The sequence below is a fragment of the Roseibium sp. LAB1 genome, assembly GCF_054658235.1.
The window spans coordinates 25,693-46,606 of the sequence record NZ_BAAGIB010000009.1 but is presented as its reverse complement, the minus strand read 5'-3'; the positions used below and the strand labels follow the sequence as shown (position 1 = coordinate 46,606).

Below are 20,914 nucleotides of genomic sequence, written 5' to 3'. Positions count from 1 at the left end.
GGTCCGGCCAGGTCCGGCGATCTCCCCAATGCGGAGCACCTGATCGGTCAGACGGGTGCTCCGCAGTTGCGACGCCGGCAAATGCCTTCAGTTACCCCTCTTCCTCGCAAGGCTCGGTGGCCAGAAAGGCGCGAAGCCCCTTGGCATCGTCGTCTTCGAAGACCGTGCTCGTGACGCTCAGTTTCACGATGCGATCAAATCGGAACGTGCGGAAGTCCTGTCGCAATTCGCACCAGGCACTGAACATCCACCCGTCGGTCAGATTCCAGATAACAAGCGGACGCACACTGCGTTCCGACAGCTGCCCGCCGACATCCTCGTAACGGATGTCCACAACAAGCTGCATCCGGATGGCTTCACGAACCAGGCTGACGGTTGGCGGGGCACTGTTCCTGATCTGGAGGCTGAAATAGGGAGCATCGGCCAGCTTGCGTTTGTCGGGATCGGGCATGCCTGCCTGGATCATGGCACGCACTTCATGAGCCGCCGAAGCCAAAGCCGGATCGCCCGTACGTTCCACGAAGGAAAGACCGATGGCCAGCGCATCCACCTGATCATGGGTAAACGTCATGTTGGGCAGATCAAAGCCCGGCCGCAGCAGATAGCCGATGCCGGCCTCCCCTTCGATGGGGAGGCCGGATGCCTGAAGATGGGCGATATCCCGGTAGATGGTGCTGAGACTGACTTCGAACCGTTCGGCAAGTTCAGCGCCCCGGATCACGTCGCGGGTTCGCATCTCGTTTATGATCCGAAACAGTCTTTCCGCGCGTCGCATTCCGTTTCCTCACGCTCCAGAAACCGGATGCAGCACCTTCGAGACTGCTTTCGGGTGTCGGGCCTCAATCGGCAGCGATCGCTTCGATCTCGAACATGAGCGGAGGAAGCGCAAGCCGGCTCACGCCAAGTAGGGTCATTGGCGGCGCAGCGTCAAGACGGCCGAACCGTGCCCCCAGGACATCGAAATTCTTCAACGCCTCGTCCACATCCGTTGCGTAGATCCTGACCTGGACGACATTGGAAAGGGTCATCTGCGCCGCGTCCAGCACAGCTTCCAGATTGGTCAGCGACAGCTCGATCTGGCCGCGCATATCCGCGGCATGCCGAGGATTTCCATCCCCGTCGACAGCAGTCTGCCCGGCGCAGATCAGTTGCCGCCCCCCGCCTTCAAGAAGTTCAGCCTGATTGTAGCCGAGCCTGAGCGACCAGGGCCAGGGATTGACGGGAGTTCTGTTCATAAGGCGTCCTTTCGATCTTCAAAAACAAGAGAACGCCTATCAACCACAGGCCTCCTGTCACCGTGGTGAGAGGAGAGTTTGTGCCCGGGCCGAATTTTTCGAGAACGGGGCCTTGCCCTGAACAAAAAGACATCCTGCGTTCTTGCAAACGCAGGATGCTTGCGCGCCGGTTCTCCCTGCCATGCACGCGGGAACAGCAGACAGGGTGATACCGGCTTACTTCGCGAGCTTGGGGTCGATCTGCCAGACTTCACTTGCCAGCTTGCCGCTCCGATAGGTCAGGACGTAGCGGACCGGGATGGTGTTCTTGCCGGAAAAGCGCACATTGGCGGTCACCGTCACGCCAGCCGGATTGGCGTTTTCCTGAACATTCGAGACATCGACTTTCAGTTTGCCCTGTGCCCCTGTGAACTTGGTCCAGACCGTGCCGATGTCGGCAGCACCGGTATAGACACCATCCAGCGGGCCACCGACCCATTCCAGCACGGCCTTGTCGGAATAGGACGCCTTGAGGGCATCGACCTTGCCGGTTGCGATGTTGTTGAAATGGGTACGTGCCAGGTCTTCGCCCGGCCCGGCCAGGGCTGCGGATGCAAACAGAACCGTGCCGGCAAAAGCAGTAGCGGCAAATTGACTGATCAGCTTCATTTCAGATCTCCATTCGTTCACTGTTCCAGATGCGATCTGCCGCATCCGGTGCTGTCCACGCAGGTGGTGGCGTTTTCCTTCCCGAAGGAGCCGGAATTTCTTTTTCGCCGGCGAGGGAATAATTCGCGCAGCGCAAGCGTTGGTGTCGGAAGTGTCCACGAGGAAGAGCTCTTGCCCGACCATACCCAAAACCTGCTCAGGGAGACGCAGGCATTGCATCGCTACGCGGTGACGCTCACCTGCGACCAGACGGAGGCGGAGGACCTCGTGCAGGACTGCCTTGAACGGGCCCTGCGCAAATGGAGCCTGCGCCGGTCGTCCGTGCCGCTGCGGCCATGGCTCTTCCGCATGATGCGCAATCTTCACATCAGCCGCTGGCGGCGCTTGCGGCGCCATTCGAACAATATCGACCTGGACAAACTGGAAAACCAGCTTCAGGCCCCGGCCTCGCAGCAGGACAGCGCCGACCTCAATCGGCTGCTGAACCGCATGCTGACACTGCCGGAAGACCAGCGCGAAGCGCTGTTCCTGGTCGGCGTGGAGGGCTTTACCTATGCAGAAGCCGCTGCAATCCTGAACGTTGCCGAAGGAACCATCATGTCGCGCATCAGCCGCGCCCGTGCCAGACTGAGAGAAGACCCCCGCGCCTCCGAGCGTCCCCATCTAAGGAGCGTGACATGAATTCCCAGACGGTGCCCCCCATCCGGGAGGAAGACCTCGTTCGATACGTCGACAACGAGCTGCCGGAGGACCGCAGACGCGAGGTCGAAACCTACCTCAGGGACAATCCGGAAGCTGCTGCCCGGGTCGAAGCGGACCGGCAGATCTCCGCCAACCTGAAGACGGCCTATGCCCGCGTCACCGCAGAGCCGCCCAGCCTGGCCACGCCTTCCAGGGGCAGATGGCTGCCGCGCGCAGGCATGGCTGCGTCCCTCGCAGCGGCCCTGCTGGTCGGTATCTTTACCGGCTGGTCCCTTAAACCGGATGTGAGCCTGCCCTCGTATCAGCCCTTCCTGACCGACGCGCTGACAGCTCACCGAACATTTACCGTTGAGGTTGCTCATCCGGTCGAGGTGGCGGCCAGCGACCAACGGCATCTGGCAACCTGGCTCGGCAATCGGCTGAACCATCCGTTCCGCATTCCCGATCTGCGGGTTGCAGGACTGACGCTGATGGGCGGACGTCTGCTGCCAAGCGGGGCTGATCCGGCAGCGCAGCTCATGTATGACGACGCGGACGGCAACCGGGTGACGGTCTATCTGCGCCGCGGGGTTGACGGTAACCCGAAATTCCAGTTCGCGGAATCGGGCACAGAACAGGCGTTCTTCTGGAGCGACACCGCTTTCACCTATGCGGTGACAGGCGACATGCCGCGCTCGCAGCTTTTGAACCTCGCCCACCTGATCCAGACCCAGCTCGACCCGGCGCAATTATCGAACTGAAGGTCGCCATACCATTTCTGACGAAGATCTCGCATGTTCGTGACCTCGCCCATGGGAAGACCTGACGGCCTGCCGGCGTAGTCCGGGGCGGAGGCGGTGCAAGACCACCTCCGGCGCGCATGCGTCACAAGCCAACAGAATTCAGGAATTCCGATATGAAAACCTCCCTCTGTGCCCTCGCGCTGCTGGTTTGCGCCGGCCCGGCACTCGCCCAGGAAAGCACACTCGCCGATCCATCCATCAAACACCGCCCCGCCGACGGCGTGGTCAGGCTCTATGGTGCGGGCGGCCCGCACACAGCGTTCCAGAAAGTTGCAAAAGCCTTTGAAGAAAAAACCGGCAACAAGGTCGAAATCACGGCCGGGCCGGAAACCACCTGGTCCGCAAAAGCCCAGGCGGATGCCGATATCCTCTGGGGAACATCCGAACAGTCGATGACGGCGTTTCTGGAAACCTATGGCAATTTTACCTCTTCCCAGGTTCAGCCGATCTACATCCGGCCCGCCATCATCGCCGTGCGCGCGGGCAACCCGAAAAAGATCGAGGGCTTTGACGACCTGCTCAGGGACGGGATCAAGATCGTCGTGACCGAGGGCGCGGGCGTCGCCAACACATCAGGCACCGGTGTCTGGGAGGACATCGCCGGAAGGACCGGAAATCTCGGTGACGTTTCGGCCTTCAGATCGAACATCGTCGCGTTCGAGAAAGGCTCCGGCGCCAGTTTCCGGGCGTTCAAGGACCTTGAGGCCGATGCCTGGATCACCTGGCCGAACTGGCCAATCAACAACCCCGACGTTCTGCGTCTTGTCGAACTGGACCAGAACCGCCGCATCTGGCGCGATGTCAACGTCGTGCTTTCGCCCGACGCCGACCCGCAAGCCAAGGCTTTTCTCGACTTCCTGCAGACACCAGAAGCCGAGGCCCTGATGAAAACAGAGGGCTGGAAGCGCTAACACCACGCTTTCGCCCTTTGCTCAGCCCTCTCCGCACCCATGCCTCCCAAGGGGTTCGGAGAGGGACTGCAATGCCTTTCCCATTTTTCCACTTGCCAACCTCAAACCGCACTGTTAAACGTTTAACTGTAAAACGTTTAACAGCGTTGGGAGGCGCCGCCAGATGTCCCGGAAAAAACCGTCAATCAAGGAAGTCGCCGCTCTTGCGGGCGTGTCGATCGCGACGGTTTCGAACGTCTTTTCCGGGCGCAAACCCGTCAACGAAGATCTGAAGGAAAGCGTGCACAAGGCCGCGCGCGAACTTGGTTATCAGCTTGACCGGGCAGCCTCCCAGCTGCGCTCCGGCCGAACGCGCATCATCGCGGTTCTTGTTCCAGACCTCACCGACACCTTCTTTGCCACTATCGTCTCCAGGCTGGAAACCGCGGCCTCGGCGGAGGGCTACGATGTGATCGTTGCCAGCTCTCACAATGACCGCGCCGTGGAATCCTCACGCCTGAAGGCCTTGCTTGCCTGGCGGCCGGAAGGACTGATCGCCGTGCCCTGCTCAAGCACCATGCCGCCAGAACTGACGGAAGCAAAATCAATGCTGCCGATTGTCCTGGTCGACCGTGTTGCCGCAGAAGGTGCGATCGCCGACACGGTGACCATCGACAACCGCGAGGCCGGTGAGATCGCTGCCCGGCATCTGCTGGAACGCGGCCACCGGAACATAGCCATCGGCGTTTCCGATCTCGACCACCCGCCGATCCTGGAAAGAACGGAAGGTGCTGCCGCCATCATCGAGGCGCGTACCGGCAAGCGCCCGACCATTCTTAATCTCGGCTCCGACATCACCGCCGGAACCAAAACGCTTCTGGACTGGATGGAACGCAATCCACTGCCGGAAGCAATCATTGCCCTTACCAACGTCACGACGCTCAGCGTGCTGTCGGCTCTGGCCGAACACCGCATCGATATTCCAAGCCGCGCTTCGGTTGTCGCCTTCGACGATTATGCCTGGATGTCAGCCCGCAACACCGGCCTGACAGCCATCCGTCAGCCTGTTGACGAAATTGCCGAGACCGCCTGGCGCCGGCTGTTGCAGCGGATCGAGGGTGACAGCAAGGCCCCGGCGACCCCGGCCGTACTGAATGCCAGCCTGATTGTGCGTGCCTCGGTCCGAGACCTGGAAAAACGCGAAGACACCCAGCCGGCATCGCCGCCCCCGGCCTCACGGGAAGGCGCTTCGGCAAACGGACAAGACAAGAAGATCCACTGATGCCAACCGCCTCGAAGGGGCAAAACGGCAGACAGGCGGCAAAGACCGCACGGACACACGGGAGGAAGAGGAGGAAGACCGGACTTCAGGATCGACGGACATTCAAACGCTGGCAGTCCCGTCGGTCCGGACGAGAAACGCGCGGAGTGCGGTGAGCAACCCCGCGCGTTGGCAAGATCGTCCTGAAATACCCACTAACCGAAGCGGCAGATAGATCCCGTCATCCGCCGGAACCCGAAAAGACATCCCGTGCCGTTGCAGCGGCCGGAGCGTCAGGGTTTCTGCGCGGACCCGATCATGCTCGACCAAGATTAGCAGTGGTCTTTCAGGAAACCAACCGGTCTTGAACGCACCCGAGGATGGGGCCGACAGACCGACTTTTGATGGAGGAAACTGAAATGAACCCGATAAACAAGAAACTCGCCGGCGCAGCCATCGTAGCCGCCGCCCTGCTGCAGGGAACCGCTGTCCAGGCTGCGTCCGGGACAGTCGCGTTTCTGATGCCCGACCAGGCGTCAACCCGCTATGAAGAACACGATTTCCCGGGCTTCAAGGCGGAAATGACCAAGCTCTGCCCGGATTGCACCGTGATCTACCAGAACGCCGATGCAGACGTCGCCCGCCAGCAGCAGCAGTTCAACTCCGTGATCACACAGGGTGCGAAGGTGATCGTGCTCGACCCGGTGGATTCCAGCGCGGCCGCCTCGCTGGTCGCCCTTGCCCAGAGCCAGGGTGTGAAAGTGATCGCCTATGATCGCCCGATCCCGGACAAGACAGCCGACTATTACGTGTCCTTCGACAATGAAGGCATCGGCAAGGCGATTGCAGAATCCCTGGTACGTCACCTGGAAGAACTCGGCGTTTCGCCGGAAGCCGGCGGCCTGCTGCAGATCAACGGCTCACCAACCGATGCCGCCGCAGGTCTGATCAAGGACGGTATCCACGCAGGCATCGCCACCGGCAAGTACAAGACGCTGGCCGAATTCGACACGCCGGACTGGGCGCCGCCGAAAGCCCAGGAATGGGCCAGCGGCCAGATCACCCGCTTCGGCGATCAGATCATCGGCATTGTTGCTGCCAATGACGGCACCGGCGGTGGCGCAATCGCCGCCCTGAAGGCCGCCGGCGTCGATCCGCTTCCGCCCGTCACCGGCAACGATGCCACCATCGCCGCCCTTCAGCTGATCATCGCGGGCGACCAGTACAACACCATCTCCAAACCTTCGGAAATCGTTGCTGCCGCAGCCGCCAAGGTCGCCGTGCAGTTCCTGAACGGGGAAACGCCGGAAACCAAGACGACGCTCTACGACACGCCGTCCGAACTGTTCGTGCCGGCTGTTGTCACGCGTGAAAACCTGAAGGAAGAGATCATCGATATGGGCATCCAGACGGCGGAAGAACTCTGCACGGGCCGCTATGTCGAGGGCTGCAAGGAACTCGGCATTCAATAACTCCTCCTCCCAAGCAGGCCGCCCGACCTTTCGGCCGGGCGGCCATCCAGAGGACCCCGAAGAAACGATGAGCCGGACAAGATGACCGACACTTCCCCGCAATCCGCTGCAGAACGGCAGCCGATCCTGAGCCTCAAGGGCATCTCCAAGAATTTCGGCGCAGTCTCGGCGTTGACCGATATCGAGCTGGACGTCCACCCTGGTGAAGTCGTTGCCCTTGTCGGCGACAACGGTGCCGGAAAATCAACCCTCATCAAAGTGCTCTCGGGCGTTCATGCGCCAACCTCAGGCACAATTCACTTCGAAGGCAAGCCGGTCACCATGCACGGGCCGAGCGACGCTCTGCACCTGGGCATCGCGACCGTGTTTCAGGATCTCGCCCTGTGCGAGAACCTTGACGTCGTCGCCAACATCTTCCTGGGCCAGGAACGCAGTCCCTGGCATCTGGATGAAGTGGCCATGGAAGTGCGCTCCTGGGAGCTTCTCAACGAGCTCGCAGCCCGGATCCCCAGCGTGCGCGAACCGATCGCCTCGCTGTCCGGAGGCCAGCGCCAGACCGTTGCCATTGCCCGGTCCCTGCTGCTCAATCCGAAGATCATAATGCTGGACGAGCCGACCGCCGCCCTTGGCGTCGCCCAGACGGCGGAAGTGCTCAATCTGGTGGAGCGGGTCCGCGACAAGGGGCTCGGCGTCATCATGATCTCCCACAACATGGAAGACGTGCGCGCGGTGGCAGACCGCATCGTGGTGCTGCGGCTCGGCCGCAACAACGGGGTGTTCTCGCCGCAATCGTCCAACGAGGAACTGGTCGGTGCCATCACCGGCGCAACCGACAATGCCGTCACCCGCCGCGCCAGCAAACGGGCGGCCGCAGGTGCCACGGCATAACGGCATCAACAAGGAAACCACCATGAACGGCCCCGCTTCCGAACCACGGTTGCTCGATCGCAGCGATACGCGCGTCAAGCACGCAAGCAGCCTCAGTGACGTCATCAGCGCCTTCATCGACCGCGTGAAGGCAGGTGATCTCGGCTCCCTGCCCGTCATTGTCGGCCTCATTGTCATCTGGACGGTCTTCACCATCCTCAATCCGCTGTTCGTGACACCGAACAACCTTGTGAACCTGCTGTTCGACTGCTCCACGGTCGGTGTCATCGCGCTTGGCATCGTCTGCGTGCTGATGCTGGGCGAGATCGATCTGTCCGTCGGCTCCATGAGCGGTGTCGGCTCGGCCCTGATCGGCGTACTCTGGGTGAACCAGGGTGTTCCCCTGCCGCTGGCGATTCTCGCGGCGCTCAGCACGGGTGCTGTCATCGGCTCGGTCTATGCGCTGCTGCGTACCCAGCTTGGCATGCCGAGTTTCGTCTCCACACTGGCCGGCCTCCTGGCGCTTCTCGGGCTGCAGCTCTACATGCTCGGCTCCACCGGTTCCATCAACCTTCCCTACGGCTCCGGCATGGTGAATTTCGGCCAGCTTCTGATGATGCCCGCATGGGCATCGCATGCTGTCGCCCTGCTGCCCGGTGTTGCCATTCTGGTGATGGGGCTGCGCAACCGCAGCCAGCGTCAGGCAGCCAATCTGTCGGCGGGTTCCGTTGGCGGACTTGTGTTCAAGGCATTGATCACCACACTCGCCTTCGAGGCTGCCGTCTTCTATCTGAACCTTGGACGCGGCGTGCCGTGGATGTTCGGTCTGTTCGCCCTGCTCGTCGTCGCCATGAACTACATTTTCACGCGCACCAAATGGGGGCGTTCGGTCAAGGCAGTCGGCGGCAATGCGGAAGCGGCACGCCGGGCAGGCATCAACGTCACCTTCACGTACCTCACCTCCTTTGCGCTGTGCTCCCTGCTGGCGGCCCTCGGCGGGGTTCTGTCTTCCGCACGTCTGGCTTCCGCCAGCCAGCAGGCCGGCACCGGCGACGTCAACCTCAACGCCATTGCCGCCGCGGTCATCGGTGGCACCAGCCTCTTCGGCGGACGCGGATCGGCCTGGTCGGCGCTGCTCGGCATCATCGTCATCCAGTCGATCTCCAACGGGCTGACGCTTTTGAACATGTCGTCCTCGCTCCGCTACATGATCACCGGCTGCGTGCTCGCGATTGCCGTCATCGTCGACAGCCTCGCCCGCCAGAGCCGTGTCTCTCACGGCCGTGCCTAACCGGATTTCAAGTCAAGGATTTCTAACATGACCGATGAACTCAAAGGCAAGGTCGCGGCCATTACGGGTGCCGCGTCCGGGATCGGCCTGGAATGCGCAAAGAGCCTGCTCGCGGCCGGCTGCAGGGTGGTCCTGATCGACCGCGCCGAAGACAGGCTGAATGCGATCTGCGACGAACTCGGACCCGATGCCATTCCGTTGGTGATCGATCTGATGGACGGGCCTGCCGTTGATGGCATGCTGGACCGGATCGTCGAAAAGACCGGACATCTCGACATCTTCCACGCCAATGCGGGAGCCTATGTCGGCGGCAGCGTCGTCGACGGCGATCCGGACCAGTGGGACATGGTGCTCAATCTGAACATCAACGCGGCCTTCCGTTCCATCCGCGCGGTGTTGCCGCATATGGTGGAGCGCAAGACTGGCGACATCATCGTCACCAGCTCCATCGCCGGGCTGGTGCCGGTGGTCTGGGAACCGATCTACACCGCCTCGAAATTCGCAGTGCAGGCCTTCGTCCACACGGTTCGCCGCCAGGTCGCCGAACACGGCATCCGCGTCGGCGCGGTCGCACCCGGTCCCGTCGTGACGGCCCTGCTGGATGACTGGCCCAAGGCGAAGATGGACGAAGCCCTTGCCAATGGCAGCCTGATGCAGCCGCGGGAAGTGGCCGATGCCGTTCTGTTCATGCTCAGCCGTCCACGCGGCGTCACCATCCGGGACCTTGTCATCCTGCCGCAAAGTGTGGACCTTTGAGGCATGAGCAAATTTCTGGTTGGTATTGATGTCGGCACCGGCAGTGCCAGGGCTGGTCTGTTCGACCAGTCCGGCAATCTGCTTGCATCGGCAAAACGTGACATCGCCCTCTTCAACAGGGGGCCTAACCTTTACGAACAATCTTCCAGCGAGATCTGGCAAGCCGTTGCCGCCACCGTTCGCGAAGCGGTCGACACGGCCGGGATAGATCCGGGAGACGTTGCCGGGATCGGCATGGATGCCACCTGTTCTCTGGTGGTCATCGGCCCGGAAGGCAGCCCGCTGCCGGTGGGCGACCCTGCCCACCCGGAGCGCAACATCATTGTCTGGATGGATCATCGCGCGCTGGCTCAGGCCGAACGCATCAACGCCAGTGGCCATGAGGTTCTGCGTTATGTCGGCAGCCAGATTTCACCTGAAATGGAAACCCCGAAGCTGCTCTGGCTGAAGGAGAACCGGCCCGAGATCTTTGCCACCGCGGAACATTTTTTCGACCTGACCGATTTCCTGACCTGGCGGGCCACCGGCAGTCTTGCCCGGTCCATCTGCACGGTCACCTGCAAGTGGACCTATCTCGGCCACGAGCGCCGCTGGGACGCTGACTATTTCCGGTCCATCGGCTTGCCTGAACTCTGCCGGGATGAGTTTGCCCGCATCGGGACAACCGTGGTCGATGCCGGAACGGCTCTGGGCAGCGGCTTGAGCGCTAAAGCGGCTGCCGACCTTGGCCTCCGCGAAGGCACACCCGTTGCAGCCGGCTTGATCGATGCCCATGCGGGCGGCGTCGGCACGGTCGGTTGGCGGGACGAGACAGCGGGCGGATCGGCGACGAGCCGGATGGCCTATGTCTTCGGCACATCCGCCTGCACCATGACATCGACAACCGAACCGGCCTTCGTGCCGGGTGTTTGGGGCCCCTATTTTTCCGCAATGGTTCCCGGCCTCTGGCTGAACGAGGCAGGCCAGTCGGCGGCGGGTGCCGCCATCGACCACCTGGTCCGTTTCCACCCCGCCTCCGGCGAGGCGCTCGAACTGGCAACGAAAGCCGGCCTTGGCCTCAACCAGTGGCTTGCAGCGGAAGCTGAGCGGCTTGCACCAGAGGGATCGGACGTCTCAAAGCTGGCCGACGGTCTGCATGTGGTGCCGGAGTTCCTCGGCAACCGCGCACCGTTTGCCGATCCGGAAGCCAAGGCCGTCATTGCAGGGCTCGACATGGACACATCTGTAGCCGCGCTCATCCGGCTCTATGTCGCAGGCATCTGCGGGCTCGGGTACGGCCTCCGGCAGATTGTCGAGGCGCAGGCCGCAAAGGGCATTCGGACGGACACCATCGTCGTCAGTGGCGGCGCGGGTCAGAGCCCGCTGGTGCGTCAGCTTCTGGCAGACGCGACAGGCCTTGTGATCGCCGCTCCCAAAACTGCGGAACCGGTCCTTCTCGGCTCTGCCATGCTGGGCGCCGTCGCCGGCGGCCTGCAAAAGGACATTCCGGCCGCTATGGCCGCCATGTCGGCAGCCGGAGAAACCTACGCACCTGCCGGTACCGAAACAGCCGCCTATCACGCCAGGCGATATGAGGCATTTGAACTGCTGCAGCAGGCAGGCCGCAAGATCCGCGGATAGAACCAGCCTGCCCTTCCAAACGGAAAGAGAGACATGAAGTTTTTCGTCGACACGGCGGATGTGAATGACATCCGCGACCTCACCGATCTCGGCCTTATTGACGGCGTGACCACCAACCCGTCCCTGATTCTCAAGTCCGGCCGGGACATCACCGAAGTGACCCGCGAGATCTGTTCCATTGTCGAGGGCCCGGTTTCAGCCGAAGTAACGGCCACCGAATTCGGGGCCATTCTGCGGGAAGGCAAGACGCTTGCGAAGATCGCTCCCAACATCTGCATCAAGCTGCCGCTGACACTGGACGGCCTCAAGGCCTGCCGCGCACTGACGGCAGAAGGGTTCAAGACCAACGTCACCCTGTGCTTTTCCGCCAATCAGGCACTGCTGGCGGCCAAGGCCGGCGCAACCTTCATTTCTCCCTTCATCGGACGGCTGGACGACATGGCGACGGACGGCATGGAGCTGATCCGGGAGATCCGGCAGATCTACGACAATTACGGCTTTGAAACCGAAATCCTCGCCGCGTCCATCCGGACCGTCAACCACGTGAAGGAAGCGGCCCTGATCGGCGCCGATGTGGCAACAGTCCCAGCGGCAACGATCAAGGCCCTGGTCAAGCACCCGCTGACCGACAAGGGGCTGGAACAGTTCCTGGCGGATTGGGCAAAGACCGGTCAGACCATCGGCTGATCAGGTTTTTGAACGCAAAGCCGGCGCTTGGGCTCCGCTCTTGAGAGACCGGCAATTGTGACTGAATTGAACCCAATGGCGGTTCGGGCGTTTTCAATGGAGACAAATCCATTGGAGGACACTATGCGCCTGCACGAAAATGTCCGAATGATCGCAGCACTGGCAACCGCACTGACACTTGTCTGCGGCACCGCGCTTGCACAGGAAAAGACCGGCGACTGCCGGGTCGAACCCGGCGCCAAGTCGCAAGACAGGGTTTCCGCCGACACGGATGAAACCGCCAGTCTGTCCGACTGCGACGGCGTGTTGACCCCGGCACCTGTCGGAGACCGGGAGCTGGTTGAACCTGCTCCTGATATTGGAGAAACACCGGTCATCTCGCCGGAAGAGATCCCGGATCAGCAGCCGGCGGATCAATAGGCCCGCCAGCCGAAGGACGTGGTCATGACCGCAGCAGACGCTTTGTCGACCCGACAGCGGTTGCGATCTGGGAGTAATGCGTCTTGCGTTTTTCCGAGTTTCCGGCCGAGCGCAGCAGTGTTGTGACGCTTTCGTCGATGGCTGCCGAGGCTTCGCGGCTGGCCTGTTCCAGATTGGCCTTGGAAACGGCCCGATAGCTGCGCTGTCCCACCGCGGCGCGCGGTGCGCTCCGGTCCTGATACTTCGTGACAATGCCATCGAGCTTGCGGGAAAGGCTCCGCAGTTCCCGCGCCGCGTCGCGATAGTTGGGCCGGTTTTCAATTGTCGAGGCGGCACGTCCCAGAACATTCCTCAGACAGTCGAAGCGGTATTCGGGCCGGATGGAACTGTGGCACTCGTTGCTGCCGTTCTGAATAATCCAGATAACACCGCGTGTGATCCGGTCGTCCAGATCATATGACGCGCTCAGGTTCGGATCGCGCTCCTGACGATCGACGTCGTAGGAAGGGCCCGACGGTTCACGGCTCATGGAAGAGCTGTACTGGGCAAGCAGAAGCTCTTCGAGAACCGCGCCCAACGGATCTTCCTGAGCAAGGACCCGGCCGCCCGGCACCGCGACCGCGTAGGCCGGCGCACCGGCAACGGTCACAATCTGACCAGCGAGCACAGCAGCGGCTACACCTGCGCAAAATCTGCTTCCAAACATGAGTTCCTCCAATCAAATATTCAAACACATCGAACAAATCGCCAGAGACAACTAAATCGAGACGCGCAGCAACCGCGATTGACGCAACGACTGCTACCGGACAAACAACTAAAATCTGAAAAATGACTTAGAAAAACGTCTGCACTGTCTAAGTTGAAATCAGGGATTGATATTTCCCGAATTGTTTCTTCTGATTGTTCTTTTTCAATTTTAAACCATTGTAATAAAAGAACAAGTCAAAAATGACCTAACGTCACATGACGATACGGAAACGGCCTGGAAAGCGGCATTCGAACACCGGCCGGGAACAGGACGCGCCTTACTCCGAAAGCCCATAGGCTTTGCGCAAACCACGCTGGGTCTGCGGACCGAACTGGCCGTCGATCGTCCCCGTATAGAACGATCGTTCCGACAGCTTGCGCTGCAGGGAGCGTCGTGTCGTGGCCTTGAACATCTTCGGGTTTTCCGAGAGCTGGCTCAGAACTTCCTCGTTCCCGGAGCGCAGGGCCCGATAGAGATATTCCGCCGCATCATCCGGTTCCTTGCCATCAACAACACCATCGTCGATCAGGGCCGCGTAATTGAACATGGCCTCCGGATGCCGCTGATCGGCGGCCTTTCCGAACAGCTCGATTGCCTTTTTGGGATCACGCGCGATCCCCAGGCCACCTTGATAATAGAGAAACCCGAGATCGTTGATGGCATCCGCAAAGCCCTCGTCTGCAGACTTGCGGAACAGCGCGAGTGCCTTGTCGACATCCTGCTCCACACCGATGCCGCGTTCATACATGCGGGCAAGTTCGAACATGGCTTCAGGGTCGCCGGCTTCAGACGCCTTTTCCAGAAAGGCTGCCGCACGGGATGGATCGTAGCGGTCCTCGCTCGGGTTGAGACGCATATAGGCAAGGCCCTTCAGCGCCCTGCTGTCACCCTCCCTTGCCGCCACCTGCAACTGCTCTTCCTGGCTGACCTCAAGACGTCCCCAGGCGTTGCGGCGGTCAACTGCTGCAAGCACGTTGACCTCCTGGCTGCCGCCGGCGAGGAAGTAGGGCTTTCCGGACAGCGAGCCGTAGGTGTGCGGCTCCTGGGCATTGGCGGTGGCTTTCAGAACGGAGTCGCGAACCTGGCGGAAGGCGAGGCCTATTTCCAGATCCCGGATCTTCAACGTCTGGGCCAGCGCTGATGCAAAGGGGCTGTTGTCGCCTGCCCCATCCAGCGCAACAGCCCCCGCTTCAGCGGCATAGGCCACAAGGGTGCCGCGTTCGGGTGACGGTGCCGCCAGCCCACGTCCATAGGCGCCCTGATTGACGGTCAGCGTTTCCTGCCCGCCCACATCGGCAAACGGGTCGTTCCGGCAGGAATCCAGGATCACGATCCTGAGCTGACGCGCCTTGTCGACCGCTTCCAGAATATCGTCGAGAGAAATCGAGGTATCGGCAACCTGCTGGCGGCTGTCTGCCTTGGCGTCCGACGGGACCAGGAAATTGCGCCCGCCGACTTCGATCCCGTGTCCGGCAAAATAGACGAGAGCAACGTCTGCCGTTTCCGCTTCGAAGGCGAAGCGGTCGAGCAGCTCACGAAACTCCTCAAGACCGATATTGAAGTGCTCGGACACTTCGAAATTCAGCTCGTTCAAGGTGTCTGAAATCAGCTTGCCGTCATTGGTGGTATTGGTCAGGTCGGGCGCATTCTCATAACCGGCTATCCCGATCACCAGCGCCATACGCCGTTCCGCAAACGGATCCGTCGCCGCATGAGCAGCCACACCGGCGACAAACAGGAACGCCACTACAGACCAGACAGGCAACCTGTTGATATTAAAAGCTCGCAACACCAGTCCGATCCGGTTTCGCATTTGGCGCAATCGCATGAAAGATCCGTTCCCGCCTTTGACCCAACCCCGGAAACACTGGCCTCATAATTGGCGGAAAGCCCTGCGAAGACAACCCCTCTTTTCGTTACGGCACCTCCGTACGGCCATCGATCCCAAACCGGCATCAGCACCAAAAAAGAGGCCGGTTCGCATCGCGGAAAGCGAACCGGCCCAAGGCGGACATTGCCTGAAGACCACATCAGACAATCGGAATTGACCAGCCTCGATAGGGGATCTGCGCAGCCTCAAACTCCGGGCAGTGCCCATCGGGGGAGGCTGCGTTCAGTCGCTCACTCCTCGCGGAAAGCGCGCGACATGCTGTCGACGATCGGCTTGGTCAGATACTGCATGAAGGTCCGCTCGGCGGTTTGGATCATGATTTCCGCCGGCATGCCCGGGGTCGGAACGAAGTTCAGCACCCGTGTGAGCTCACCCGGGGCAATGCCGATGCGGGTGACATAGACTTCTCGGACCATTCCGGTGCTGTTGTCGGTGATCGCATCAGCCGAGACATATTGCACTTCGCCTTCCAGCACCGGGGTCGTCCGCTGGTTGAGGGCGGACAGGCGGATCGTGGCAGGCTGACCGATATGAACGCTGTCGATGTCCGTTCTGGAAATCAGTGCCTCGATGATCAGCGGCGCATCGGTGGGCAGGATTTCGACAATCGTCTTGCCGCTTTCGATAACCCCGCCGGCCGTGTGGTAGTGCATGCGCACGATGGTGCCCGATACCGGAGCCTGGATGACAGCCCGTTCCAGAACGTTGCGCGCCTTGCGGGACTGTTCCCTCGCTGCGTCCAGCTCTGCTTCAATGGCTTGCAGGTCGTCGAGTACCTTCTCGTTATAGGCGGCCCGCGTCTGCTTGACCTGCTCTTGATGCTGCAGCACCTGGGCTTTGGCTTCCTGCATGGAGGCCGCCAATCGCCCGATCTGCCCCTCCGCTTCGGCAATCGCTCTTTCAAGCGCATTCAGGGTTGGCTTCAGCAGAAGGCCTTTTTCGAAAAGATGTTTCTTGCCCTTGTGCTCCTCCTTCAGGATCGCAAGCTGCTTGATCATGGAATCATGCTGTTCCCGGTAACCGTCATGCCGGTGCCGGAGAGAAGCGATCGTGCTTTCCAGAATTCTGATATCACTCGTCAGCTTGGTCTGGGATCCGATAAAACTAAGCTTCTGCCCAGCGATGATGGTGGCAATTTCCTCGTCATCCTTATTGTCGAGTAGTGTTTTTGGAAATTCCACTTCGTCCAGCCAGAGATATTCGGCGCGCAAACGGGCGTTGATCGCTTCCAGCCGGGCCAGCTTCAGCCCCAGCTGACGCTCGTTCGCCGATGCGACGGTTTCGTCGAGAAGGACGATCGGATCGCCTTGTCTAACGCGCGCGCCTTCCTGCACCAGGATCTCCTTCACGATCCCGCCCTCATAGTGCTGGACCTGCTTGTTCTGTCCAGTCGCGACAAAGGTTCCGCTCGAGATTACCGCAGCCGCCAGCGGCGCGGTAAACGACCAGGCGGCAAAGCCACCGATGAAAAAGACCATCAGGAAGACCCCGATCAGCGTGTGCCAGAAGATCGATCGCGGCACTGCCGAATACCAGTCCATCGGTTCGTATTGTGTCAGAGCGTTGCTCATGTTTTCCCCCAGGCTTGATCCGGCCCTCCCGGCCGACCGCGCTTATCCTTTTTGCTGAACCGCTTTTTGCTTCTTCCGGTCTGCGAGATACTCGAGCACCTCGTTGCGGAAGCCGAACATGCTGATGGAGCCATCGGCCAGAACGAGGATCCGGTCGACGCATTTCAGCAGCGATGGCTTTTGCGTGATCGCGACAACGGTGATGCCTTCGGACTTGGCGTGTGCCATTGCCCTTGCAAGCGCCTCGTCACCATTGGTGTCCAGGTTGGAGTTGGGTTCGTCGAGAACGACGAAACGCGGATTGCCGAAAAAGGCCCTTGCAAGCGCGATCCGCTGTTTTTGCCCACCGGACAGCGGCGCACCGTCGGCTGCAACGACCGTCTCGTAACCATGCGCCAGCTCGGAAATCATGGTGTGCACGTCTGCAAGACAAGCCGCTTCGTAGATCTGCTCATCGGAGGCATCTTCGCGCATGCGACCGATGTTCTGCTTGATCGTCCCGGGAAACAACTGAACGTCCTGCGGAAGATAGCCGATGTTTTCACCAAGCTGCCGCTGGTTCCAGTTGCGCAGGTCCATCAGGTCCAGGCGGACCGCACCCGACGTCGGCAGGATAGAGCCGACCAACATCTTGCCGAGCGTCGTCTTGCCGGCCCCCGAATTGCCGATGATTGCCAGGGAGTCACCGGCTTTCAACGAGAAGGTAACGCTGTTGAGCACGACCCGCTTGGTGCCCTGGGGCACATAAAGCAGACGCTCGACATCAAGCCGGCCCTGCGGCTTGGGCAGAACGAGGCGTTCGGAATTGAGCGGTGACGATTTCAGCAGCGTCGAGATCCTGCCATAGGAATTGCGCGACAGCAGATACTGGTTCCAGCCTTCGATTGCCCCTTCGATGGGCGATAGCGCACGGCCGCCGATGATGGAGGCCGCAATCACCATGCCGCCGGTGAGTTCGCCTTGGATGGCGAGAAAAGACCCCCAGCCGAGCATGCCGACCTGCGTCAGGAGACGCACAGCCTTGGTGATGGAGGCCGAGACGATGTTTCTGTCCTGCGCACTCACCTGGGAACGAAGCGAAGCAGCAGTGTCGCGACCCCACAGGTGCACGGCTTCCGGGATCATGGCCAGGGCGTTGATGATCTGCGAGTTTCTGGACATGGCATCCAGGTGCAGGTTCGCCTTGCTCTGGTTCTGGTTGGCGTCGCTGAAATGGCGGGACGTGATCTTCTGGTTGATGACCGCGATCACGAGCAGGATCACACAAGTTCCGCCGACAATCATTCCCAGATGCGGATGAATGAGGTAGATCGCCACCAGGAACAGCGGCGCGAAGGGACCATCAAGAAACGCCATCATGGTACCCGACACCAGAAAGCCCCGCAGTTGCTGCAGGTCGTTCAGGATCTGATATTCCTTGCCATTGCTGTTGAGTGAAGCCCTTGCCGCGGCCGCAAGGATCGGTGACCCCAATTGCGACGCAAGTTCGACCGCCGTGCGCATCAGGATGAACCGGCGAATGGCATCAAAGGCTGCCTGCAGCAAGACGGCCCCGATGATAACGGTGGTCAGCATCACCAAGGTGTCGAGCGAGCGGCTGGTCAGAACCCGGTCGGAGATCTGGAAAAGATAGACCGGAATTGCCAGCACCAGGACATTGATAACGCAGGAAAACAGCAGCACGATGAGAAGGTTTCGCCGCACGGCGGCGATGCCGTTGTCAAGCGCCGAGGAAAGATCCGGCGGTGGAGTACGGCGGTGAAATCCGGGCTTTTCGGCCTTTGCCTTGCCGGAACCGAACCAGCCGGACTTGTGTCCGCTTGCCGGTTTTGCCTTTACGTCCCCCGACTTCAGGGCCGGCCCGGCCGCGGATACGGCGTCGGCACCGACGAGCCGTGCATCGCTCTTTTCGGTATCCGGGCCCAGGACTTGCGGCTCTCCGGCACGATGCGTTCGCTGCCCATCGGCAACATCGTAGGAAATAGTCATGCGTTGCCTCCCCTAAGCAACCATCGTTGCCATCGGGTCGACACAAACCTCGTCCGGCATTTGGTTCAGATTGACTGATTCAATGTTGCTGTCGGCATCGGTCAGCATGCCGTCCGCCAGAAACACCACGGCTTCGGACGCAAGATGCGCTGCTCCCTCGTCCGGCTGCGCCACATCTGCCGTCAGAATCTCCGCCTGATAGAGCATGGCTTCCGAATAGGTTTCGCCGCCCACGCGGATGACGTTGTCCACGCCGGGTTCCTGAATCACAGCGGCGTTGTACAGAAGGTTTGAATCGCCGTTGATGCTGGTGTCTTCGTCAGTGACATCGACCCCGAGCGTGGCAATGCTGTCGCTGTCGCCCAGGATGTTGACCTGCTCAAGGTAGTTGATGTCGTAGACATCACCGGAGATATAAAGAACGTTCAGTTGATTGAAGGGCGAGGCCGACCCGCTGTAGAGCCCGGACAGGAAGTCATCGCCGAGATCGTCCTCTTCCGCTGTTGCGATACGGTTTGCGCTCACCGGATCCAGATCAACGACGGAAGAATTGTAGCTGGAAACGATATAGGCCTCGTTCCACAGCAGATTGTCGATCTGATCGTCAGGTGCAGACAGTGGTCCGAAAGCGTCTTCCGATCCTTCGGCAATGATCTGATCGAAATTGACCAGGACGTTCATCTGGCTGATCACATTGGCCGAATAGTAATTGCCGCCAATCAGGACCAGATCGAAGAAGGTGCTCAGTTCCGTCAGGTTGAGAGCGTTCGTCAGAACGTTCCCGCCCGACATGATCGTCGTGCCCGAGCCGTCTTCCTGGTAGACGATAGTGTCGTTGTCGACCAGATAGTTCGTCTGGGTCAGCCAGTTGACGAAGGTCATGTCACCATCGTGAAAGGTGACGTCCCAAAAGGCATGATTGCCCGCTGGCGCAACATCCACCGGCAGATCCGAACCGGTGCTGAAGATCGACGCGATGTTGTAGCTACCGGTACTCGGATCCGTTGCCCACTCGCCAGGATTCGCAAGATGCGGCGATGCCAGCACATTGGTCTGGCTGATGATGTCCAGATCGTAAAAATCGCCGGCAACGGCTATGGTCGCTGCCTTGCCCCAGACATCCACCAGGATCGCCTGGTTGATCAGCGTGTTATTGCCCGCACCAATTTGCAACGATGCGGAACTTCCGGCCGTGTCCACCAGCAAGGCTGTCTCGCCCGAAGCGCTTTGCGGCCCTTGGGAGACCATCTCCTCGGATAGGTCGTCGGTATCCTCATCGGGAGCACGTCCCTTCAGCCGCTCGATGACATCGTTGAGACGGGCAGCTTCCTCCACGACGACCCCGTTCTGATAAAGCTGACCGGTACCTTCTCCGATCGCCAGAACCTGTTGGCCCGCCCCCGGAGCACCAGACTGCATGGCCTCGACCGTGTCCGCCCAGCTGGTGATCGCCGCCTCCAGATTGCCCGCCGGATTATCCGCTTCCGAATAACCGAACCGGCCGGCAATTCCGGCCGCTTCCAGCGCATCAACAAAGGCAATGAGCGATGGAGCATGATAATCGAAATGGTAATGAAGGCCCGTGTTCGACAGGTAGTCGTTGTCCTCCAGCAGGTTTTCCGACCGGGACACCACGGCAAAACTGTTGGGAAGCACCTCCCTGTGAAACGTTATGATCTGGATACCGCCCGTCAGGGCGATGGTATAGGGATTGTAGGTTCCATCATTCGGCGGCAGCGTCAGATTTGCTCTCATGCCGATGCCGTCCCACTCTTTAAAGTTCAGGACAGCAGGAATGTCGTCGTAAAACTGGTAACCGGTAAATTCGTAATGGATATTCGGGTTGAGGTCGAGCAGCTGATATTCAGGCCTGATCGTCAGCAGAGCCTTCATCGTGTCGCCTTGCTCGGCCTCTTCGGCAGCAAGCTGCGCCGCGCGGAATTCAAGATATTCGAGGCGGGCACGAGCCTCCTCGAGAGACATGGAAAAACTTCCTACAAAATGTGAAATCGCTTCACGCGTAAGGTCGTCATAAAAAAACATGTCAGCCCCCAAAACTGGGTGATGGGTCGTATTCGCGGTCA

General features: G+C 60.4%; 19 protein-coding genes. 11 read left to right on the top strand and 8 right to left on the bottom strand.

All coding sequences use genetic code 11. The features are described 5' to 3' along the window. Positions 1–91: 91 nt before the first annotated feature. From ACYQ54_RS27495 to ACYQ54_RS27485, 3 genes are all read right to left on the bottom strand, one after another. Positions 92–775, bottom strand: a complete 684-nt coding sequence (locus ACYQ54_RS27495) for a helix-turn-helix transcriptional regulator (RefSeq protein ID WP_460088136.1) — start codon at positions 773–775, stop codon at positions 92–94. A gap of 64 nt (positions 776–839) precedes the next feature. Further along, positions 840–1,235, bottom strand: coding sequence for a RidA family protein (locus tag ACYQ54_RS27490; RefSeq protein ID WP_460088135.1), 396 nt, complete (start codon positions 1,233–1,235; stop codon positions 840–842). A 216-nt stretch (positions 1,236–1,451) separates the two neighbouring features. After that, a complete protein-coding gene (locus ACYQ54_RS27485; RefSeq protein ID WP_460088134.1) occupies positions 1,452–1,883 on the bottom strand; it encodes a nuclear transport factor 2 family protein in 432 nt (143 codons plus the stop codon). 171 nt (positions 1,884–2,054) lie between these two features. On the opposite strand from ACYQ54_RS27485, the gene ACYQ54_RS27480 reads away from it, so the two are divergent. From ACYQ54_RS27480 to ACYQ54_RS27430, 11 genes are all read left to right on the top strand, one after another. Then, complete coding sequence (locus ACYQ54_RS27480) at positions 2,055–2,564, top strand: RNA polymerase sigma factor (protein WP_460088131.1); 510 nt, start codon at positions 2,055–2,057, stop codon at positions 2,562–2,564. Then, positions 2,561–3,325 carry an anti-sigma factor family protein gene (locus ACYQ54_RS27475; RefSeq protein WP_460088130.1) on the top strand — a complete coding sequence of 255 codons (765 nt, stop codon included), beginning with the start codon at positions 2,561–2,563 and terminating at the stop codon, positions 3,323–3,325. Before ACYQ54_RS27480 ends, ACYQ54_RS27475 begins: the two co-directional genes overlap by 4 nt. A gap of 155 nt (positions 3,326–3,480) precedes the next feature. Next, the gene (locus ACYQ54_RS27470; protein ID WP_460088127.1) at positions 3,481–4,278 is read left to right on the top strand and encodes an extracellular solute-binding protein; all 798 of its coding nucleotides are present in this window, start codon (positions 3,481–3,483) and stop codon (positions 4,276–4,278) included. A gap of 163 nt (positions 4,279–4,441) precedes the next feature. Beyond that, a complete protein-coding gene (locus ACYQ54_RS27465; RefSeq protein ID WP_460088126.1) occupies positions 4,442–5,539 on the top strand; it encodes a LacI family DNA-binding transcriptional regulator in 1,098 nt (365 codons plus the stop codon). 398 nt (positions 5,540–5,937) lie between these two features. Beyond that, the gene (locus tag ACYQ54_RS27460; protein WP_460088125.1) at positions 5,938–6,990 is read left to right on the top strand and encodes an ABC transporter substrate-binding protein; all 1,053 of its coding nucleotides are present in this window, start codon (positions 5,938–5,940) and stop codon (positions 6,988–6,990) included. A gap of 81 nt (positions 6,991–7,071) precedes the next feature. Further along, a complete protein-coding gene (locus tag ACYQ54_RS27455; protein ID WP_460088123.1) occupies positions 7,072–7,878 on the top strand; it encodes an ATP-binding cassette domain-containing protein in 807 nt (268 codons plus the stop codon). A gap of 22 nt (positions 7,879–7,900) precedes the next feature. After that, positions 7,901–9,148, top strand: a complete 1,248-nt coding sequence (locus tag ACYQ54_RS27450; protein WP_460088122.1) for a sugar ABC transporter permease — start codon at positions 7,901–7,903, stop codon at positions 9,146–9,148. A 27-nt stretch (positions 9,149–9,175) separates the two neighbouring features. Beyond that, positions 9,176–9,904 carry an SDR family oxidoreductase gene (locus ACYQ54_RS27445; protein ID WP_460088121.1) on the top strand — a complete coding sequence of 243 codons (729 nt, stop codon included), beginning with the start codon at positions 9,176–9,178 and terminating at the stop codon, positions 9,902–9,904. 3 nt (positions 9,905–9,907) lie between these two features. Beyond that, the gene (locus ACYQ54_RS27440) at positions 9,908–11,524 is read left to right on the top strand and encodes an FGGY-family carbohydrate kinase (RefSeq protein WP_460088118.1); all 1,617 of its coding nucleotides are present in this window, start codon (positions 9,908–9,910) and stop codon (positions 11,522–11,524) included. A 33-nt stretch (positions 11,525–11,557) separates the two neighbouring features. Continuing rightward, positions 11,558–12,211 carry a fructose-6-phosphate aldolase gene (fsa, locus tag ACYQ54_RS27435; RefSeq protein ID WP_460088117.1) on the top strand — a complete coding sequence of 218 codons (654 nt, stop codon included), beginning with the start codon at positions 11,558–11,560 and terminating at the stop codon, positions 12,209–12,211. Between the two features lie 123 nt (positions 12,212–12,334). After that, positions 12,335–12,631 carry a hypothetical protein gene (locus ACYQ54_RS27430; RefSeq protein WP_460088115.1) on the top strand — a complete coding sequence of 99 codons (297 nt, stop codon included), beginning with the start codon at positions 12,335–12,337 and terminating at the stop codon, positions 12,629–12,631. 22 nt (positions 12,632–12,653) lie between these two features. On the opposite strand, the gene ACYQ54_RS27425 is transcribed toward ACYQ54_RS27430, so the two are convergent. The 5 genes from ACYQ54_RS27425 to ACYQ54_RS27405 all read right to left on the bottom strand — a co-directional run bounded on the left by ACYQ54_RS27425 (position 12,654) and on the right by ACYQ54_RS27405 (position 20,813). Beyond that, positions 12,654–13,337, bottom strand: a complete 684-nt coding sequence (locus tag ACYQ54_RS27425; protein ID WP_460088114.1) for a hypothetical protein — start codon at positions 13,335–13,337, stop codon at positions 12,654–12,656. A gap of 319 nt (positions 13,338–13,656) precedes the next feature. Then, positions 13,657–15,207, bottom strand: coding sequence for a caspase family protein (locus ACYQ54_RS27420; protein WP_460088113.1), 1,551 nt, complete (start codon positions 15,205–15,207; stop codon positions 13,657–13,659). A 293-nt stretch (positions 15,208–15,500) separates the two neighbouring features. Then, the gene (locus ACYQ54_RS27415; RefSeq protein ID WP_460088110.1) at positions 15,501–16,841 is read right to left on the bottom strand and encodes an HlyD family type I secretion periplasmic adaptor subunit; all 1,341 of its coding nucleotides are present in this window, start codon (positions 16,839–16,841) and stop codon (positions 15,501–15,503) included. A 42-nt stretch (positions 16,842–16,883) separates the two neighbouring features. Then, positions 16,884–18,830 (bottom strand): type I secretion system permease/ATPase, encoded by a 1,947-nt coding sequence (locus ACYQ54_RS27410; RefSeq protein WP_460088109.1) that lies wholly within the window; start codon positions 18,828–18,830, stop codon positions 16,884–16,886. A gap of 12 nt (positions 18,831–18,842) precedes the next feature. Then, positions 18,843–20,813: a hypothetical protein gene (locus tag ACYQ54_RS27405; protein WP_460088107.1), complete on the bottom strand. Its 1,971-nt coding sequence runs from the start codon at positions 20,811–20,813 to the stop codon at positions 18,843–18,845. Positions 20,814–20,914: the final 101 nt, after the last annotated feature.

Excerpts from the sequence above, each read along its gene's own strand:
- ACYQ54_RS27495 (WP_460088136.1), bottom strand. The coding sequence starts at position 775 with ATGCGACGCGCGGAAAGACTGTTTCGGATCATAAACGAGATGCGAACC.
- ACYQ54_RS27490 (WP_460088135.1), bottom strand. The coding sequence starts at position 1,235 with ATGAACAGAACTCCCGTCAATCCCTGGCCCTGGTCGCTCAGGCTCGGC.
- ACYQ54_RS27485 (WP_460088134.1), bottom strand. The coding sequence starts at position 1,883 with ATGAAGCTGATCAGTCAATTTGCCGCTACTGCTTTTGCCGGCACGGTT.
- ACYQ54_RS27475 (WP_460088130.1), top strand. The coding sequence starts at position 2,561 with ATGAATTCCCAGACGGTGCCCCCCATCCGGGAGGAAGACCTCGTTCGA.
- ACYQ54_RS27470 (WP_460088127.1), top strand. The coding sequence starts at position 3,481 with ATGAAAACCTCCCTCTGTGCCCTCGCGCTGCTGGTTTGCGCCGGCCCG.
- ACYQ54_RS27465 (WP_460088126.1), top strand. The coding sequence starts at position 4,442 with ATGTCCCGGAAAAAACCGTCAATCAAGGAAGTCGCCGCTCTTGCGGGC.
- ACYQ54_RS27460 (WP_460088125.1), top strand. The coding sequence starts at position 5,938 with ATGAACCCGATAAACAAGAAACTCGCCGGCGCAGCCATCGTAGCCGCC.
- ACYQ54_RS27455 (WP_460088123.1), top strand. The coding sequence starts at position 7,072 with ATGACCGACACTTCCCCGCAATCCGCTGCAGAACGGCAGCCGATCCTG.
- ACYQ54_RS27450 (WP_460088122.1), top strand. The coding sequence starts at position 7,901 with ATGAACGGCCCCGCTTCCGAACCACGGTTGCTCGATCGCAGCGATACG.
- ACYQ54_RS27445 (WP_460088121.1), top strand. The coding sequence starts at position 9,176 with ATGACCGATGAACTCAAAGGCAAGGTCGCGGCCATTACGGGTGCCGCG.
- ACYQ54_RS27440 (WP_460088118.1), top strand. The coding sequence starts at position 9,908 with ATGAGCAAATTTCTGGTTGGTATTGATGTCGGCACCGGCAGTGCCAGG.
- fsa (WP_460088117.1), top strand. The coding sequence starts at position 11,558 with ATGAAGTTTTTCGTCGACACGGCGGATGTGAATGACATCCGCGACCTC.
- ACYQ54_RS27430 (WP_460088115.1), top strand. The coding sequence starts at position 12,335 with ATGCGCCTGCACGAAAATGTCCGAATGATCGCAGCACTGGCAACCGCA.
- ACYQ54_RS27425 (WP_460088114.1), bottom strand. The coding sequence starts at position 13,337 with ATGTTTGGAAGCAGATTTTGCGCAGGTGTAGCCGCTGCTGTGCTCGCT.
- ACYQ54_RS27420 (WP_460088113.1), bottom strand. The coding sequence starts at position 15,207 with ATGCGATTGCGCCAAATGCGAAACCGGATCGGACTGGTGTTGCGAGCT.
- ACYQ54_RS27415 (WP_460088110.1), bottom strand. The coding sequence starts at position 16,841 with ATGAGCAACGCTCTGACACAATACGAACCGATGGACTGGTATTCGGCA.
- ACYQ54_RS27410 (WP_460088109.1), bottom strand. The coding sequence starts at position 18,830 with ATGACTATTTCCTACGATGTTGCCGATGGGCAGCGAACGCATCGTGCC.
- ACYQ54_RS27405 (WP_460088107.1), bottom strand. The coding sequence starts at position 20,813 with ATGTCTCTCGAGGAGGCTCGTGCCCGCCTCGAATATCTTGAATTCCGC.